Origin of the sequence: Shinella yambaruensis, from assembly GCF_050859155.1 — a bacterium.
Classification (GTDB): domain Bacteria; phylum Pseudomonadota; class Alphaproteobacteria; order Rhizobiales; family Rhizobiaceae; genus Shinella; species Shinella yambaruensis.
In genome coordinates, this window is sequence record NZ_CP150640.1 from 353670 (window position 1) to 368920 (window position 15251).

Sequence of the window (15251 nt, forward strand, 5' to 3'; positions counted from 1 at the left end):
ATGATCCCGGCACGAACCTCCTCCGTGCCGGTATACCTCAAAAATTCGACAGGTCAGGCGGCGGCCGAAAGCGCGGCGGCCTTTTTCGCCATGCGCGCGGCCAGAAGCAGCGCCTCGCGGCTCGCGCCGACATCGGCAATGCCCTTGCCGGCAATGTCATAGGCCGTGCCGTGGGCCGGCGTGCAGAGCGGGAACGGCAGGCCGCCCATCATGGTGACGCCCTTGTCGAAGCCCATGAGCTTCATCGCGATCTGGCCCTGGTCGTGATACATGGTCATGACCGCCTGGAAGCCGTCCTTCAGGGCGCGCAGGAAGACGGTATCGGCCGGGAACGGACCCTCGACATCGAAACCGCGCGCCTTCGCCGCCGCGACGGCAGGCTCGATGATGTCGATCTCCTCCATGCCGAAGGAACCGCCGTCGCCGGCATGCGGGTTGAGGCCCGCAACGGCGATGCGCGGATTGTCGTAGCCGGCATTGCGCAGGCAGGCCGCGGTGAGCTCGATCTCGGCGAGGATCGCCTCGACCGAAAGCGCCGCCGCCACGTCCTTCAGCGGAATGTGCGAGGTGACGCGCGCATTCCAGACCTTTTCCAGCACGTTGAACTCGCGGACCTTGCCGGTGAAGCCGATGACATCGGCGACGAAGCGGATCTCGTCGTCATACCCCGGATAGGCGTAGCGCATGGCCTTCTTGTTGAAGGGCGTGAAGCAGACGGCCCCGGCCTTGCCCTGATCGGCAAGCTGCAGCGCGGCGCGGAAATTGGTCGTCGCGAAGGTGCCGCCGGCAAGCGTCGCCTCACCGCGCACCACATCCGCCGGATCGAGATGGGCAAGGTCGATGAAGACATGGCGCTCGCCGCCCGCCGCACCGAAGGTCTCGAGCGTTGCGGCCTCCAGGTCGAGGGTGAGGCCGGCCGCCTTCGCACCCTCGTCGAGAATGCGGCGATCGCCGATCACCACGAGATGGGCCGCGGCCTTGACGTCGTCGAGCGCAATGATGCGGGCGGTCAGCTCGGGGCTGATGCCGGCCGGGTCGCCCATGGCGAGCGCGATAACGGGACGCGCGTCTTTTGCGCTCTCGGTCATGATGAAGCTCCTCCGCTGCATTCTGTATGCAATTCTCATACGGCATCCAAAATGCTGCATCAAGTCTTTTGTATTCTGTATGCAGCATTTTTTATTGACGCCACCGTCCCGGCTCTCCATGCTCGCACCAAATCGCCAACGCGGCCGGCGCCCTCGGGCCGGACCTGAAAGACGCAAGATCAAAGACATGGATGAGATCAGAAGCTTGGGGCTCCCAGAAAGTAGCCTGCCGGAACCGATCCGCCGCACGGCGCTGCACGACACGCTCGTCGGCCGCCTGCGCGACATGATCATCGAGGGGCACCTGTCGCCGGGAACGCGCCTCAACGAAGGCCAGCTCGGCCAGATGCTCGGCGTTTCGCGCACTCCCCTGCGCGAGGCCATCAAGTATCTGGCGAGCGAAGGCCTGGTCGAGCTCGTTCCCAGCCGCGGCGCCGTCGTGAAGCGCTTCGGGGCGAAGGACGTCAAGGACATGCTGTCGGTCCTCGCCACGCTGGAGGAACTGGCCGGCAGGCTTGCCTGCGCGAGCGCGCGCGATGAGGAGATCGCGGAAATCCGCGCCCTGCACGACCGCATGGTCCGGCATTACAAGGCGGGCGACCGCCTGGAATATTACAAGCTCAACCAGGCGATCCACACGCGAATCGTCGCCATTTCCGGCAATGCCGCGCTGGCCGAAGTGCACGGCATGCTGCAGACCCGGCTGAAGCGCATCCGCTTCGTCGGCCACGAGGGCGCCGAGAAATGGGCGGCCGCGGTCGGCGAGCACGAGGAAATGGTCGCCGCGCTGGAGGCGCGCGATGCCGACCGGCTGTCCGAAGTTCTGGGACGCCACCTGAAAAAGGCCTGGGAGCGCGTCAGCGAGACGCTGGAAGGCGCCGGCCGGTAAGAAACCGGAAGCCCCTTATAAACCGATCCCCTGTGGGAATGCCCCGCCTGCTTCCCCTTCCCTGGGGAAGGAAAGAACGGCAATGTTGCATTCCAAAGGCAATTGCCCCGCTTGTAGACCAGATGGTTCGCCCTGTTTCGACGAGAGCGCTCCGCTTTGCCGTCGTCGAGGTTCCGGCCATATCTCGGCAGCACCGGCCCCGAGAGCGTGCATGCTTCGATCGCACGGGCGAATCATCGATCGGCTATCCACTGTGGGACCCTTGCCCGTTCCACGGTTTCGCCGGCATCCCTGTCGGCCCCTCGTTCTTCTGTTCGCCGCCTTGCCCGCCAGCATGGGCTCGCGAACGGCAGCGGCGCCTCCAGCGCGCGTTCAGTGTTTCCGCCGAAAGGCAGGCGATCTTTCGCATTCGCCGACAAGCCCTTGAAACAGCTTGCAGAACCCATCCGGCAATTCGCGCCCCTACCCGCCTCTACGCAAAGAAAATCCCGGCACCGCAAATTTGATGGTTTACAATAGTAATACAATATGATGTTTTACCTTCGCTGCTGAGGAGCAGCTTTCTTTGGGAGGACATCATGAAATTCAAAATCGCACTCGCGAGTGCCACGATCCTTGCTGCCTCGATGTTCAGCGCCGCGTCCGCGGCCGAGCTGACCGTCGGCTTTTCGCAGATCGGGTCCGAGTCCGGCTGGCGCGCCGCCGAGACGACGCTCACCAAGCAGCAGGCCGAACAGCGCGGCATCGACCTGAAATTCGCCGATGCGCAGCAGAAACAGGAAAACCAGATCAAGGCCCTGCGCTCCTTCATCGCGCAGGGCGTCGACGCCATTCTCGTCGCCCCGGTCGTGGCAACCGGCTGGGACGAGGTGCTGCAGGAAGCCAAGGATGCGGAAATCCCGGTCATCCTGCTCGACCGCACGGTCGACGCCCCCGACGACCTCTACCTGACCGCCGTCACCTCCGACCTCGTGCACGAGGGCAATGTCGCCGGCAAGTGGCTGGTCGACACGGTCGCCGGCAAGCCGTGCAACGTCGTCGAGCTCCAGGGCACGACCGGTTCCTCACCCGCCATCGACCGCAAGAAGGGTTTCGAGGAAGCACTCGCCGGCCATGACAACCTGAAAATCGTCCGCAGCCAGACCGGCGACTTCACCCGCACCAAGGGCAAGGAAGTCATGGAGAGCTTCCTGAAGGCGGAAGACGGCGGCAAGAACATCTGCGCGCTCTACGCCCACAACGACGACATGGCCGTCGGCGCCATCCAGGCGATCAAGGAAGCCGGCCTGAAGCCGGGCACCGACATCCTCGTCGTCTCGATCGACGCCGTGCCCGACATCTTCCAGGCGATGGCCGCCGGCGAAGCCAATGCCACGGTCGAGCTGACGCCCAACATGGCAGGCCCCGCCTTCGACGCCCTCGACGCCTTCCGCAAGGACGGCAAGGCACCGCCGAAGTGGATCCAGACCGAATCGAAGCTCTATACGCAGGCTGACGATCCGGCGAAGGTCTACGAGGAGAAGAAGGGCCTCGGCTACTGATCTCACCCTGGAGCCCCGTGTCCGGCCAATGGCCGGGCGCGGGGCCTCCGCCAGGCCCGTTCGCCTCCTAGGCTGCGGGCGGCCATCCTCACCCGGGTCGGGACCATGCAGCCTGCCAGTTCCTATATTCTTTCGGCGACGGGGATCGACAAGATCTTTCCGGGCGCCAAGGCACTGAACCGCGTCGATTTCTCTCTGCGGCGCGGCGAGGTGCATGCCCTGCTCGGCGAAAACGGCGCGGGCAAGTCGACGCTCGTCAAGTGCCTCACCGGGGCCTATCGCCGCGACGGCGGGCGCATCCTCGTCGATGGCGCCGATGTCGATCCGCAGAGCACGCTGGAGGCCCAGAACCTCGGCATCGGCACCGTCTACCAGGAAGTGAACCTGCTCTCGAACCTGACGGTCGCCGAAAACCTCTTCCTCGGCCGCCAGCCGAAGCGCTTCGGCCTCGTCGACGCCCGCGAGATGAACCGCCGGGCAAGGGCGCTGCTTGCCGAATACGACCTCGATATCGACGTCACCGCCGAACTTGCCGCCTATTCCGTCGCCGTGCAGCAGGTCGTCGCCATCGCCCGCGCGGTCGACCTGTCGGGCAAGGTGCTGATCCTCGACGAGCCGACCGCCAGCCTCGACACGCACGAGGTGGCGATGCTGTTCCGCATCGTGCGACGGCTGAAGGAGCGCGGCCTCGGCATCGTGTTCATCACCCACTTCCTCGAGCAGGTCTACGCGATTTCCGACCGCATCACCGTGCTGCGCAACGGCCAGCTCGTCGGCACGCGCGAGACCGCCGACCTGCCGCGCCGTGACCTGATCGCCATGATGCTCGGCCGCGAACTGGTGCAGGAAGTGGCGGGCGAACATGGCGCGAAGGGCGAGGCCGGCCCCGTTCGCTTCCGCTTCCGCGATTTCGGCCGCAAGGGCCATATCCAGCCGTTCGACCTCGATGTCGGCGCGGGCGAGGTCGTCGGCATTGCCGGCCTGCTCGGCTCCGGCCGCACGGAAACGGCCGAGATCCTCTTCGGCGCCGAGCGCGCTGACACCGGCACGGCGGAGAGAGACGGCCGGACGCTCGACCTCTCGTCCCCCCGCGCCACCATCCGCGAGAAATTCGGCTTCTGCCCGGAAGACCGCAAGGTGGACGGCATCGTCGGCGACCTCTCCGTGCGCGAGAACATCGCGCTCGCCCTCCAGGCCCGGCGCGGCTGGGCCCGGCCGATCAGCCGCGGCGAGCAGGACCGGCTGGCGGACCACTACATAAAGGCGCTCGACATCCGCACGAGCGACCGCGAGAAGCCGATCAAGCTGCTCTCCGGCGGCAACCAGCAGAAGGCGATCCTCGCCCGCTGGCTCGCCACCAATCCGGATTTCCTCATCCTCGACGAGCCGACGCGCGGCATCGATGTCGGCGCCCATGCGGAAATCATCCGCCTCATCGAATCCCTGTGCGAGAAAGGCATGTCGCTGATCGTCATCTCCTCCGAACTCGAAGAGCTGGTCGCCTATTCCAGCCGCGTCATCGTGCTGCGCGACCGGGCGCATGTCGCCGAACTCACTGGCAGCGCGGTCACCACGGACGGCATCGTCGAGGCGATCGCCGCTTCCGCCGGGAGGGCCGATCCATGAGCGCGACCTTGAAAACCTATGCCGTCAGGCTCTTTCCGCAGGTCGCCGCGCTCGTCGTCATCCTCCTGATGGTGTCGATCGCCTTTCCGGGCTTCTTCCGCCTCGAAATGCAGAACGGACGGCTCTATGGCAGCCTCATCGACATCCTCAACCGCGGCGCACCGGTGGCTCTGCTGGCGATCGGCATGACGGTGGTGATCGCCACCAAGGGCATCGACCTGTCGGTCGGCGCCGTCATGGCGATCTGCGGGGCTGTCGCCGCCGCCTGCATCACGGCGGGTTACGGCCTGGCGCTGACGCTGCTCGTCACCATCGGCACCGGCCTCCTGTGCGGCCTGTGGAATGGCCTCCTCGTCGCCGTTCTCGATATCCAGCCGATCATCGCGACCCTGGTGCTGATGGTCGCCGGCCGCGGCATCGCCCAGCTCATCACCGAGGGGGCGATCCTCACCTTCAACGATTCCGGCCTCATCTTCATCGGCAGCGGGTCGTTCCTCGGGCTGCCCATGCCCGTCGTCATCTGGCTGGTCTTCGGCCTTGCCGTGGCGCTCATCGTGCGGCGCACGGCGCTTGGCATGCTCATCGAGGCGCTCGGCGTGAACCGGCGCGCCTCCATGCTCTCGGGCGTTTCCACCGGCGTGCTGCTGATCGCCGCCTATGTGCTCTCGGGCCTCTGCGCCGCGCTCGCCGGCATCATCGCCACCGCAGACATCCGCGGCGCGGATGCCAACAATGCCGGCCTCTGGCTGGAGCTCGACGCGATCCTCGCCGTCGTCGTCGGCGGCACCTCGCTGCTCGGCGGGCGTTTTTCCATCGCTGCCTCGCTGCTCGGCGCGCTCATCATCCAGTCGATCAACACGGGCATCCTGCTGTCCGGCTTCCCGCCCGAATTCAACCTGATCATCAAGGCGGCGATCATCGTGCTGATCCTCGTCATCCAGTCGCCGCGCGCGCAGTCGGCCTTCGTCTTCCTCTCCCGCCCGCAGGCGGCGGCAAGCAAGACGGGCGAGGAGACGAAATGAACCCGCGTTATCTCCCCCTCACCGCCACGATCGCCATCTTCCTCATCGCCTATGCCGTCTGCATCGCGCAGTATCCCAACATGCTGTCGACGCGGGTGATCGGCAACCTCCTGACGGACAATGCCTTCCTCGGCATCGCGGCGGTCGGCATGACCTTCGTGATCCTGTCGGGCGGCATCGATCTTTCCATCGGCGCGGTCATCGCCTTCACCGGCGTCCTTCTCGCCGTGCTGCTGCAATCGACCGCGATCCATCCGCTTGCCGCCTTCGTGCTGGCGCTTGCCGTCACCACGGCCTTCGGCGCCCTGATGGGCGCGATCATCCATCACCTCGAAATGCCGCCCTTCATCGTCACGCTCGCCGGCATGTTCCTGGCGCGCGGCATGGCCTTCGTGCTGTCGATCGATTCGATCCCGATCAAGCATCCCTTCTACGCCACGCTGAAGAGTGTCTATTACAAGCTGCCCGGCGGCGGACGCATCACCCTCATCGGTGGCCTGATGCTCCTCGTTTTCACTGCCGGCATCCTGATCGCCCACCGCACCCGCTTCGGCGCCAATATCTACGCGCTTGGCGGCGGCACGGCGACGGCGCGGCTGATGGGCGTGCCGATCGGACGCACGACGGTGATGATCTACGCCCTCTCCGGCTTCCTCGCGGGTCTTTCGGGCATCGTCTTCTCGCTCTACACCTCCGCCGGCTATTCGCTGGCCACCGTCGGGGTGGAACTCGACGCCATCGCCGCGGTCGTCATCGGCGGCACGCTTCTGACGGGCGGCTCCGGCTTCGTCGCCGGCACGCTGGTCGGCATCCTCATCCAGGGCCTCATCCAGACCTACATCACCTTCGACGGCTCGCTGTCGAGCTGGTGGACAAAGATCCTGATCGGCCTCCTGCTCTTCGCCTTCATCCTGCTCCAGAAGGGCCTGATCCTCGCGACGGACCGGCGGAGGCGGCATGCCTGACATGCGTCCCGCCGCCCTCGCCCGTACCCGAAACCCCGACGGCGAGAGCACTTCCGCTTTTCTTCAGAACGCGAAAGCGCTCTAGCCTTTTGTTTTAACGCAATTCCGGACGCAAAACCGCTTCGCACCTTTGCTGGAATTGCTCGATGCGAGGACGGACCGGTGCGCAAGAAGGGCCTGCTCGAAACGATGATGAACGGACCCGTGGCCCGCACCAGCCACTCGCAGGTCGTGGGCGAGCTCGGCAGGGCGATCGTCGCCGGTGAATTCGCCGTCGGCGCCACGCTGCCGGGCGATGCCGAACTCGAGGCGCGCTTCGGCGTCTCGCGCACGGTGCTGCGCGAAGCGATGAAGACGCTGGCGGCCAAGGGGCTGGTCGTGCCGCGCGCGCGCATCGGCACGCGCGTCACCGCAAAGACCCAGTGGAACCTCTTCGACAGCGACATCCTCACCTGGCATTTCGCGGTCGGCGTGGACGAGCAGTTCCTCGTTCATCTCAGCGAGATCCGCCTCGGCTTCGAGCCGCAGGCCGCCGCCCTTGCCGCCCGTCACGCGAGCGAGGCCGACATCAACCAGATGATGCTGCTCGCCGTCGCCATGGGCGATCCGGCCCACACGCCGGAGACCCTGGCGCTCGCCGACCTGCGTTTCCACCTCAGCGTCATCGATGCGGCACGCAATCCCTTCATGCGCACGGTGGGCAGCCTCATCGAGGCGGCGCTGGCCGGCATCTTCAAGCTCTCCTCGCCCGCCTCCGACCACATCAAGATCGGCGATGTCGCCGCAAGCCACATGCGCATCGTCGAGGAGATCCGCCGGCGCGACGAGGACGGCGCGCGGCGCGCCATGGAAACCGTCATCCGCGTCGGCCGCAGCCGCCTGACGGATACGCTGGTGCAGAAGCGGCCATAGCGCCCAAGCCCCCGGAACTAGAACGTCATCGCCCCATGGGCGCTTGCCACCGCCTTGCGCAGGTCCTCGATCGCTCCGTTGGACGCCGCGGGAAGCTCTTCGCCCTCCAGTTCGCGCGGCATCTTCCAGCCGGGATCGACGCCCTCCATGTTGGGCAGCTCGTGGGCGATGCCCTTGTGGCAGTCGATGCACGTCGCCTTGCCGGGCAGGAGGAACTTGGCGTGGATATCGGCCGCGCGCTGGGTCTGCTTGGTGAAGTCCATCGCGACGGCCGAGTGGCAGTTGCGGCATTCCAGGCTGTCGTTCGCCTTCAGCCGCGCCCATTCATGCTGGGCAAGCTCCAGCCGATGGTCGAGGAATTTCTCGCGCGTGTTGATCGTGCCGAAGATCTTGCCCCAGACCTCCTTCGAGGCCTGCATCTTGCGGGCGATCTTGTCGGTCCATTCATGCGGCACATGGCAATCCGGACAGGAGGCGCGCACGCCGGAGCGGTTGGTGAAATGCACCGTGTTGGTCAGCTCCTGGTAGACGTTGTCCCGCATCTCATGGCACGAGGTGCAGAACTTCTCCGTGTTCGTCAGCTCCAGCGCGGTGTTGAAGGCGCCCCAGAACATGACCCCGCCGACGAAGCCGCCGAGCGTCAGGAAGGCAAGGCTGAGGGTCGCCGCAGGCGTGGTCAGAATGGTCCAGACCCAGGCGAGGACGGCCTTGATGCGCGCCACCATCATTCGCTTCCCGCCTTGGTGACGCCCATGTCGCTCATGTCCTTGAACGTGTTCTCGACGAGCGGCTTGTGATCGGCCTGCGGCACATGGCAGGCGGTGCAGAAATAGCGCCGCGGCGAGACGTCGGCGAGCATCTGGCCCTCGCGCGTCATGTAATGGGTGATGCTGATCATCGGCGCGCCGGCATCCTGCGAGAATTCACGCTTGTGGCAGGAAAGACAGCGGTTGGCGTTGACCGACAGCTGGTAGCCGTCGATCGAATGCGGGATGACCGGCGGCTGTTCCGGATAGGCGCGCATGCGGCGGATGTCGTCGATGACCCATTTCGGCAGGGGATCGGCCGGCAGGGTCTGCATCGCGTCGCCCTGCGGGCCGGAAAGCTGCGGCACCATCTGTGCCATGGCGCCGGTGGCAAGCACCGCCACGCCGATCGCGGCGAAAATCCATCCGGGGCTCGGGGTCAGGCGACGGGTTCGATCTTGACTGCGCATTTCTTGAAATCCGTCTGTTTCGAGATGGGGTCGGTGGCGTCGAGCGTGACCTTGTTGATGAGCTGGCTGGCATCGAACCACGGCACGAAGATCACGCCCGGCGGCATGCGGTTGCGCCCGCGCGTCTCGACGCGCGAGCGGATCTCGCCGCGCCGCGAGATGATGCGGATCTCCGATCCCTGGTTGAGGCCGCGCTTGCGCGCATCATCGGCATTCATGAAGCAGCGCGCGCCGGGAAAGGCCTTGTAGAGCTCGGGGACGCGCATGGTCATCGAACCGGAATGCCAGTGCTCCAGCACGCGGCCCGTGACGAGCCAGATGTCGTATTCGTCGTCCGGGGATTCGGCCGGCGGCTCGTAGGGCACGGCGATGATCGCCGCCTTGCCGTCCTTGTTGCCGTAGAACTTCACGCCCTCGCCGGGTTTCACATAGGGATCGTACCCTTCGCGATAGCGCCAGAGCGTCTCCTTGCCGTCGACCACCGGCCAGCGCAGGCCGCGCACCTCGTGATAGGTGTCATAGGGTGCAAGGTCGTGGCCATGGCCGCGGCCGAAGGCGGCATATTCCTCAAAGAGGCCCTTCTGGATGTAGAAGCCGAAATGCTGTGCCTCGTTGTTGGCGTGCTCGGGCTTAACCTCGTCGATTGAAAATTTCGCGACGTCGCTCTCGGCGAAGAGCACCTGATAGAGCGTCTTGCCCTTGTAGTCCGGGTTGGCGGCGAGAAGCTCCGCCGGCCAGACCTCGTCCGTGGTGAAGCGTTTGGAGAATTCGACCATCTGCCAGAGGTCGGACCGCGCCTCGCCCGGCGCCTGCACGAGCTGGTGCCAGACATGGGTGCGCCGCTCGGCATTGCCGTAGGCGCCCTCCTTCTCCACCCACATGGCGGCGGGAAGGATGAGGTCGGCGCTCATCGCCGTGATCGTCGGATAGGCATCCGACACGACGATGAAGTTTTCCGGATTGCGGTAGCCCTGATAGGTCTCGTTCGAGGTATTCGGGCCGGCCTGGACGTTGTTGTTGACCTGCACCCAGTAGAAATTGAGCTTGCCGTCGCGAAGCATGCGGTCCTGCTGGACGGCATGGTAGCCGGGCTTTTCCGGAATGATGCCATGCGGCACGCGCCAGATCTCTTCGGCATGCTTGCGGTGTTCCGGGTTCGTCACCACCATGTCGGCGGGCAGGCGGTGCGCGAAGGTGCCGACCTCGCGCGCCGTGCCGCAGGCCGAAGGCTGGCCGGTCAGCGAGAAGGGGCTGTTGCCGGGCTCGGAAATCTTTCCCGTCAAAAGGTGGAGGTTATAGACCATCTGGTTCGCCCAGACGCCGCGCACATGCTGGTTGAAGCCCATGGTCCAGAGCGACATGACCTTGCGGTCGGGATCCGCATAGAGCTCGGCGAGCTGCCTGAGGAAGCCGGCCTCGACGCCGGTCATCTCGACCGCCTTTTCCAGCGTGTATTCCGCGACGAAGGCCTTGAAGGCCTCGTAGTCCATCGGCTCCGTCTTGCCCGGATCGGCGGAATTGGCGGCATTCACCTCCACCGGATTGTCCGGCCTGAGGCCATAGCCGATATCGGTGACGCCGCGCACGAACTTCGTGTGATTGCGCACGAAATCCTCGTTCACCCGGCCGGACTGGATGATGTGGTTGGCGATGTAGTTGAGGATCACCAGGTCCGTGCCCGGCTTGAAGACCATCGGGATATCGGCGAGGTCCATGCTGCGATGGGTGAAGGTGGAAAGCACCGCCACGCGCACATGCTCGTTGCCGAGCCGCCGGTCGGCGATGCGCGTCCACAGGATCGGGTGCATCTCCGCCATGTTCGAGCCCCAGAGCACGAAGGCGTCGGCATGCTCGAAGTCGTCGTAGCAGCCCATCGGCTCGTCCATGCCGAAGGTGCGCATGAAGGCGACGGCTGCGGACGCCATACAGTGGCGGGCATTCGGGTCGAGATTGTTCGAGCGGAAGCCGGCGCGCATCAGCTTTGTCGCGGCATAGCCCTCGAAGATCGTCCACTGGCCGGAGCCGAACATGCCGACGGCGGTCGGCCCCTTTTCCTTCAACACCTTCTTGGCCTGTTCGGCCATCACGTCGAAGGCTTCTTCCCAGGTCACCGGCTCGAACTCGCCGTCCTTGGCATAGACGCCGTTCCGCCTGCGCAGGAGCGGCGCCGTCAGGCGGTCGGAGCCATACATGATCTTCGAGAGGAAATAGCCCTTGATGCAGTTGAGGCCGCGGTTGACCTCGGCCTGCATGTCGCCGTGCGTGGCGACGACCTTGCCCTCCTTGACGCCCACCATGACGCCGCAGCCGGTGCCGCAGAAGCGGCAGGGCGCCTTGTCCCATTTGATCTCCAGCGCGCTCACCCCGCCCGGAACCGGCTGCGCGGCAGCGGGAAGCGCGATGCCCGCCGCCGCCGCCGCGACGCCCGCCGCCTGGGCCTTCAGGATGTCACGCCGCGTCAGTTCGCTGCCCATGCACCTCGTCCTCTTCCAATTCGACATGTTCGAAAACCATGTTCGCCGCGATCACGCCGTCGAGGACGGAGATGCGCATCAGCGTATCCCCGAGCACGCCGGTGCTCGGCCCCTCGATGACCACGACGATCCTGCCCTTGTCGCAGCCGTGCACCTCGACATTGGCAAAGCCGGCAAGCGCCTCGAGCACGCCCGCCATGAAGTCCGGCCTGACGGCGATCACCGCGCTTGAAATGTGATAGCGGCGCCCATCAGGCATAGGCCACCTCCACGCTGCGGGGCGCGATGGCGACCGCGCCGGCCGGACAGACGGAAATGCAAGCGCCGCAGCCGGTGCAGGCCTCGGCCACAAGCTGCGGCACGAAGGGGCCGCCGCGCACCGGACGGAAGCGGATCGCCTCCGCCGGACAGACGTCCCGGCAGGCCTGACAGTCGACACCCTGGAACGGCAGGCAGGAGGACGCGATGGCGACGACATGATCGAAGCGGCCGGCGACGCCATCGGCGAACACCGGCTCGGGACAGTGCTCCGCGCAGGCACCGCAGAAGGTGCATTCCGCCGCCGCAAAATCGAGCGCGGGCAAATCGTCAGTGAGGCGTATCACGCCGGTGGGACAGTGCTCGACGCACGACCCGCAGCCCGTGCAGGCGGCAAGGGCGTCCTCCGCGATGCCGGGCGGACGGATGCGGGCGGTCGCGTCATGCCTTCCGCCGCGCAGGAAATTCCGCCTGGAAAGGACTTGCTGCGTCATGGCCTTCCCCTCAATGGCCCGGCGGACCGGGCGGCCCATAGAGGATCTGGAACATCCAGACGAGGAAGCCGTAGCCGCCGACGACACCGACGGCGACGATGGGCCAGATGCCAAAAGCAAGGACGAAGAACGTGATAAGCTCGCGCCGCCGGCGTGATCCGGGCGTTTGTGGCGTCAGTTGTTCCGGGGCGACGTCAGACAAGGTATGCGTCCTCCGATACCAATCATCGTCGTGATACTAGCATCGCCCCAATGAAAATAAAGTGAAATAAACTTTCCACTTTCACTCATGAATATACTTGTGAAACATCAATTATCGATATATTTCTATAAATATAACGAATTGAAGAATTTCGTATAAAATGAACAAAAAATACAGGATTAATTCATATTACGCCGGAGAAATATTAGAAGACCATCATTCCAAAGACATGGCTATTCATGGAAGCCCGGCTTTCGCACCGCAATCGACGACGCAAAAGCCGGATATTGCCGGCACGCATCCGGAGCTACTCCGGAACCTTGTTTTACCTGGATTGTCCGGCACCGAAGCGATGCCGCTGCGGCCGGTTCTAGTCCTCTTCCGCGCGCCCGCGACGCCAGTAGGAAACGACGAGGTGCTCGGTGTTGGAAAGGCGCCTTTCCTGCCGCGCGAAGCTGCGGATCGCCCGGAAAGCTTCGAACTCGCAGCCCGCCCAGACATAGACGGCCTCGCCATCCATCGGGAATGCCACGGACCGCACGGCATCGATCAGCAGGCTCGTGCTACCCGCCGGCCGGCCATCGCGGAACAGCCATTCGACGGCGACCGCGGGCGGCGGCGCAAGGGCCTGGACCTCACCGGCATCCTCGACTTCAATGAAGACCCGGCCGCGTGCGCCTGCCGACAGGTTTTCCAGCATGCGGGCGATGGCCGGCAGCGCCGTCTCGTCGCCGGCGAAGAGATACCAGTCGGCCGCAACGAGGCCGCCGCCGCCGGGACCGACCACGCCGACCCGGTCGCCGACAGCCGCGGCCGCCGCAAAGCCGGAGCCGGGACCTGCATCCGCATGGAGCACGAAATCGATATCGAGCGTGCCGGCGGCCAGATCGACGGAGCGCACGGTATATTTGCGCATCAGCGGGCGCAGCTCGGGTTTCTCCCAGGCAATCACCCCGTTCGCGCCGACATGCGGCCATTGCGGTTCGCCCGCCTCCGGCCGCTGTACCATGAGATTGAGATGCAGCGCGTCGAGCCCGGCGAACCGCGCGACGTTTTCGCCGGACAGCGTCAGGCGGCGCATGTGCGGCGTCAGCGTCCGGCAGGCGACGACCTCGAGTATCTGGAAGTTCGGCGGGCGGCCGATCTCCCCGCCATCGCCCGTCCAGGTGATGGCCGGCGGATCGTCGCCGGCAAATTCCAGGATATGCGAGGCGACGGCCATGCGGGCGAGATAGAGCCCTTCGAGATCCGGCGCGGCGACATCGACCAGCGTCGCCTCGCCCTCGCGCGAGAACTGCGCGCGGATGCTCCCGAGCCGAAGCAGCGGGCCGGTCGGCCCCTCGCTCACTTCTGCATTGTGCTCCTGCATGTGGTCGCAGAATTCCGCGATGACGGGAGCGGGGTTGCGCAGGGCGATCCGCGCCCGGGCGGTGTACTGTCTTGCGTGCATGTCAATTTCCTATTGCGCGTCGATCCAGAAGGTGCCCTCCAGCGGCACCGCCAGGAAACGGTCGTTGATCTCGGCGAGCGTCTTGGCGGGATCGACGTCCGCGAAGAGATCGGGGTGCATCCACTTCGCGAAACACTCGAAGACGAGGATGTTGAGAACCGAGATCGACAGCTGGTGCGACACCGCATGCGCCCGGCCCTGCTGCACCGCCGTCAGCCCGTCGCGCAGGCCCTTGCCGAGAATGCCCGCGAAGGATTTTCGCGCGCTTTCGGCATCGACATCGCCGCCGAGCACGAGGCCGCCCTGGGCGGCAAGATGCGGGCCGCCGGTCGCGATATAGACCGTGGGATCCGCGCCGAGCACGAATTCCGGGCTGAGCTGGCCGTCATAGCCCGGCACATCCGCGCCGATGCTCTCGCCGCCCGCAAGCCGCAGATAGTCCGTCATGCGGTTGCCCTTTCCGGGTGTCGAGCAGCACGTAGCCCCCGCATGGGCATCGACCAGCACGGAAACCGACTTCGCCCTCGCCGTGCGCTCCGTGATGCGCCGGTAGCGTTCGCGCAGGAAATCGCCGAACGCCCTGCCCTTCGCCTCCTGGCCAATGGCGGCGGCAAGCAGCGTGACGGAGAAGGCGGTCGTTTCCGCCGGTCCCTTGCCGTCATTGACAGGTCCGTCAAGGAAGAGGACTGGCACGCCCGCCGCCTCCAGCGTCGCGGCCGCCTCCGTCCAGCCGCTCTCCCAGATGGAGACGACGAAAAGGTCCGGCTTGACCGAGAGGATCGCCTCGACAGAGGTCTTCCCCGGCAGCACGGCGCCGACGGTGGGGATGGCGTCGATGGCCGGGAAGCGCCGGCGATAGGCCTCGTACATGCCGCGATCGATGCGCTGCGGCGCGGCCCAGCCGGCGATGCGCGCGACGGGATCGGGATCGACAAGGGCGAGCGAGAGGAGCAGCAGGCTTTCGTTCGTGACAATGCGACGCGCCGGCTCCGCAAGGCGCACGCTGCGCCCGGCGGCATCCGACAGCAGGATCTCGGCCCGCGCCGGCAAGGCGAATGCCGGAAACGCCAGCAGTAACAGGAGCGACAGCCGACAGAGGGCCGCCGGCAAGCCG

15 protein-coding genes are annotated in these 15251 nt (G+C 65.6%); 6 read left to right on the plus strand and 9 right to left on the minus strand.

Annotated features, from left to right (window positions below; genetic code table 11):
- Window positions 1-53 precede the first annotated feature (53 nt).
- A complete protein-coding gene (locus WMC41_RS27500) occupies window positions 54-1088 on the minus strand; it encodes a 4-hydroxythreonine-4-phosphate dehydrogenase PdxA (protein WP_432349462.1) in 1035 nt (344 codons plus the stop codon).
- Between the two features lie 187 nt (window positions 1089-1275).
- Between WMC41_RS27500 and WMC41_RS27505 the strand changes: the two genes are divergently transcribed.
- The 6 genes from WMC41_RS27505 (at window position 1276) to WMC41_RS27530 (ending at window position 8043) form a co-directional block, all read left to right on the plus strand.
- Entirely contained in the window at window positions 1276-1977 is a 702-nt protein-coding gene (locus WMC41_RS27505; RefSeq protein ID WP_244770251.1) for a GntR family transcriptional regulator, read from the plus strand.
- 578 nt (window positions 1978-2555) lie between these two features.
- Window positions 2556-3518, plus strand: a complete 963-nt coding sequence (gene ytfQ / locus WMC41_RS27510; RefSeq protein ID WP_272808314.1) for a galactofuranose ABC transporter, galactofuranose-binding protein YtfQ — start codon at window positions 2556-2558, stop codon at window positions 3516-3518.
- A gap of 105 nt (window positions 3519-3623) precedes the next feature.
- Window positions 3624-5144, plus strand: coding sequence for a galactofuranose ABC transporter, ATP-binding protein YtfR (gene ytfR, locus WMC41_RS27515; RefSeq protein WP_432349463.1), 1521 nt, complete (start codon window positions 3624-3626; stop codon window positions 5142-5144).
- Window positions 5141-6166, plus strand: coding sequence for an ABC transporter permease (locus tag WMC41_RS27520; protein WP_432349464.1), 1026 nt, complete (start codon window positions 5141-5143; stop codon window positions 6164-6166). The genes ytfR and WMC41_RS27520 overlap by 4 nt, the downstream gene beginning before the upstream one ends.
- Window positions 6163-7131, plus strand: a complete 969-nt coding sequence (yjfF, locus tag WMC41_RS27525; protein ID WP_288079992.1) for a galactofuranose ABC transporter, permease protein YjfF — start codon at window positions 6163-6165, stop codon at window positions 7129-7131. Before WMC41_RS27520 ends, yjfF begins: the two co-directional genes overlap by 4 nt.
- A 189-nt stretch (window positions 7132-7320) precedes the next feature.
- Window positions 7321-8043, plus strand: a complete 723-nt coding sequence (locus tag WMC41_RS27530) for a FadR/GntR family transcriptional regulator (RefSeq protein WP_432349636.1) — start codon at window positions 7321-7323, stop codon at window positions 8041-8043.
- 17 nt (window positions 8044-8060) lie between these two features.
- Here the strand turns inward: WMC41_RS27530 and WMC41_RS27535 are convergent, their stop codons facing one another.
- The 8 genes from WMC41_RS27535 to WMC41_RS27570 all read right to left on the minus strand — a co-directional run bounded on the left by WMC41_RS27535 (window position 8061) and on the right by WMC41_RS27570 (window position 15247).
- A complete protein-coding gene (locus WMC41_RS27535) occupies window positions 8061-8765 on the minus strand; it encodes a cytochrome c3 family protein (RefSeq protein WP_272808453.1) in 705 nt (234 codons plus the stop codon).
- 2 nt (window positions 8766-8767) lie between these two features.
- Window positions 8768-9259 (minus strand): nitrate reductase cytochrome c-type subunit, encoded by a 492-nt coding sequence (locus tag WMC41_RS27540; protein ID WP_244770245.1) that lies wholly within the window; start codon window positions 9257-9259, stop codon window positions 8768-8770.
- A complete protein-coding gene (gene napA / locus WMC41_RS27545; RefSeq protein WP_244770244.1) occupies window positions 9229-11733 on the minus strand; it encodes a periplasmic nitrate reductase subunit alpha in 2505 nt (834 codons plus the stop codon). Before napA ends, WMC41_RS27540 begins: the two co-directional genes overlap by 31 nt.
- Window positions 11708-11992 carry a chaperone NapD gene (locus WMC41_RS27550; protein WP_288079994.1) on the minus strand — a complete coding sequence of 95 codons (285 nt, stop codon included), beginning with the start codon at window positions 11990-11992 and terminating at the stop codon, window positions 11708-11710. The genes napA and WMC41_RS27550 overlap by 26 nt, the downstream gene beginning before the upstream one ends.
- Window positions 11985-12485: a ferredoxin-type protein NapF gene (gene napF / locus WMC41_RS27555; RefSeq protein ID WP_432349465.1), complete on the minus strand. Its 501-nt coding sequence runs from the start codon at window positions 12483-12485 to the stop codon at window positions 11985-11987. Before napF ends, WMC41_RS27550 begins: the two co-directional genes overlap by 8 nt.
- A 10-nt stretch (window positions 12486-12495) precedes the next feature.
- Window positions 12496-12663 carry a periplasmic nitrate reductase, NapE protein gene (napE, locus tag WMC41_RS27560; RefSeq protein ID WP_398432221.1) on the minus strand — a complete coding sequence of 56 codons (168 nt, stop codon included), beginning with the start codon at window positions 12661-12663 and terminating at the stop codon, window positions 12496-12498.
- A 394-nt stretch (window positions 12664-13057) separates the two neighbouring features.
- Window positions 13058-14137: a DUF2218 domain-containing protein gene (locus WMC41_RS27565; RefSeq protein WP_432349466.1), complete on the minus strand. Its 1080-nt coding sequence runs from the start codon at window positions 14135-14137 to the stop codon at window positions 13058-13060.
- 9 nt (window positions 14138-14146) lie between these two features.
- Entirely contained in the window at window positions 14147-15247 is a 1101-nt protein-coding gene (locus WMC41_RS27570; RefSeq protein WP_432349467.1) for an ABC transporter substrate-binding protein, read from the minus strand.
- Window positions 15248-15251 lie beyond the last annotated feature (4 nt).

Coding starts and splice junctions, on each gene's coding strand:
- WMC41_RS27500 (WP_432349462.1), bottom strand. CDS start 1,088: ATGACCGAGAGCGCAAAAGACGCGCGTCCCGTTATCGCGCTCGCCATG.
- WMC41_RS27505 (WP_244770251.1), top strand. CDS start 1,276: ATGGATGAGATCAGAAGCTTGGGGCTCCCAGAAAGTAGCCTGCCGGAA.
- WMC41_RS27530 (WP_432349636.1), top strand. CDS start 7,321: ATGATGAACGGACCCGTGGCCCGCACCAGCCACTCGCAGGTCGTGGGC.
- WMC41_RS27565 (WP_432349466.1), bottom strand. CDS start 14,137: ATGCACGCAAGACAGTACACCGCCCGGGCGCGGATCGCCCTGCGCAAC.
- WMC41_RS27540 (WP_244770245.1), bottom strand. CDS start 9,259: ATGCGCAGTCAAGATCGAACCCGTCGCCTGACCCCGAGCCCCGGATGG.
- ytfQ (WP_272808314.1), top strand. CDS start 2,556: ATGAAATTCAAAATCGCACTCGCGAGTGCCACGATCCTTGCTGCCTCG.
- yjfF (WP_288079992.1), top strand. CDS start 6,163: ATGAACCCGCGTTATCTCCCCCTCACCGCCACGATCGCCATCTTCCTC.
- WMC41_RS27520 (WP_432349464.1), top strand. CDS start 5,141: ATGAGCGCGACCTTGAAAACCTATGCCGTCAGGCTCTTTCCGCAGGTC.
- napA (WP_244770244.1), bottom strand. CDS start 11,733: ATGGGCAGCGAACTGACGCGGCGTGACATCCTGAAGGCCCAGGCGGCG.
- napF (WP_432349465.1), bottom strand. CDS start 12,485: ATGACGCAGCAAGTCCTTTCCAGGCGGAATTTCCTGCGCGGCGGAAGG.
- ytfR (WP_432349463.1), top strand. CDS start 3,624: ATGCAGCCTGCCAGTTCCTATATTCTTTCGGCGACGGGGATCGACAAG.
- WMC41_RS27550 (WP_288079994.1), bottom strand. CDS start 11,992: ATGCCTGATGGGCGCCGCTATCACATTTCAAGCGCGGTGATCGCCGTC.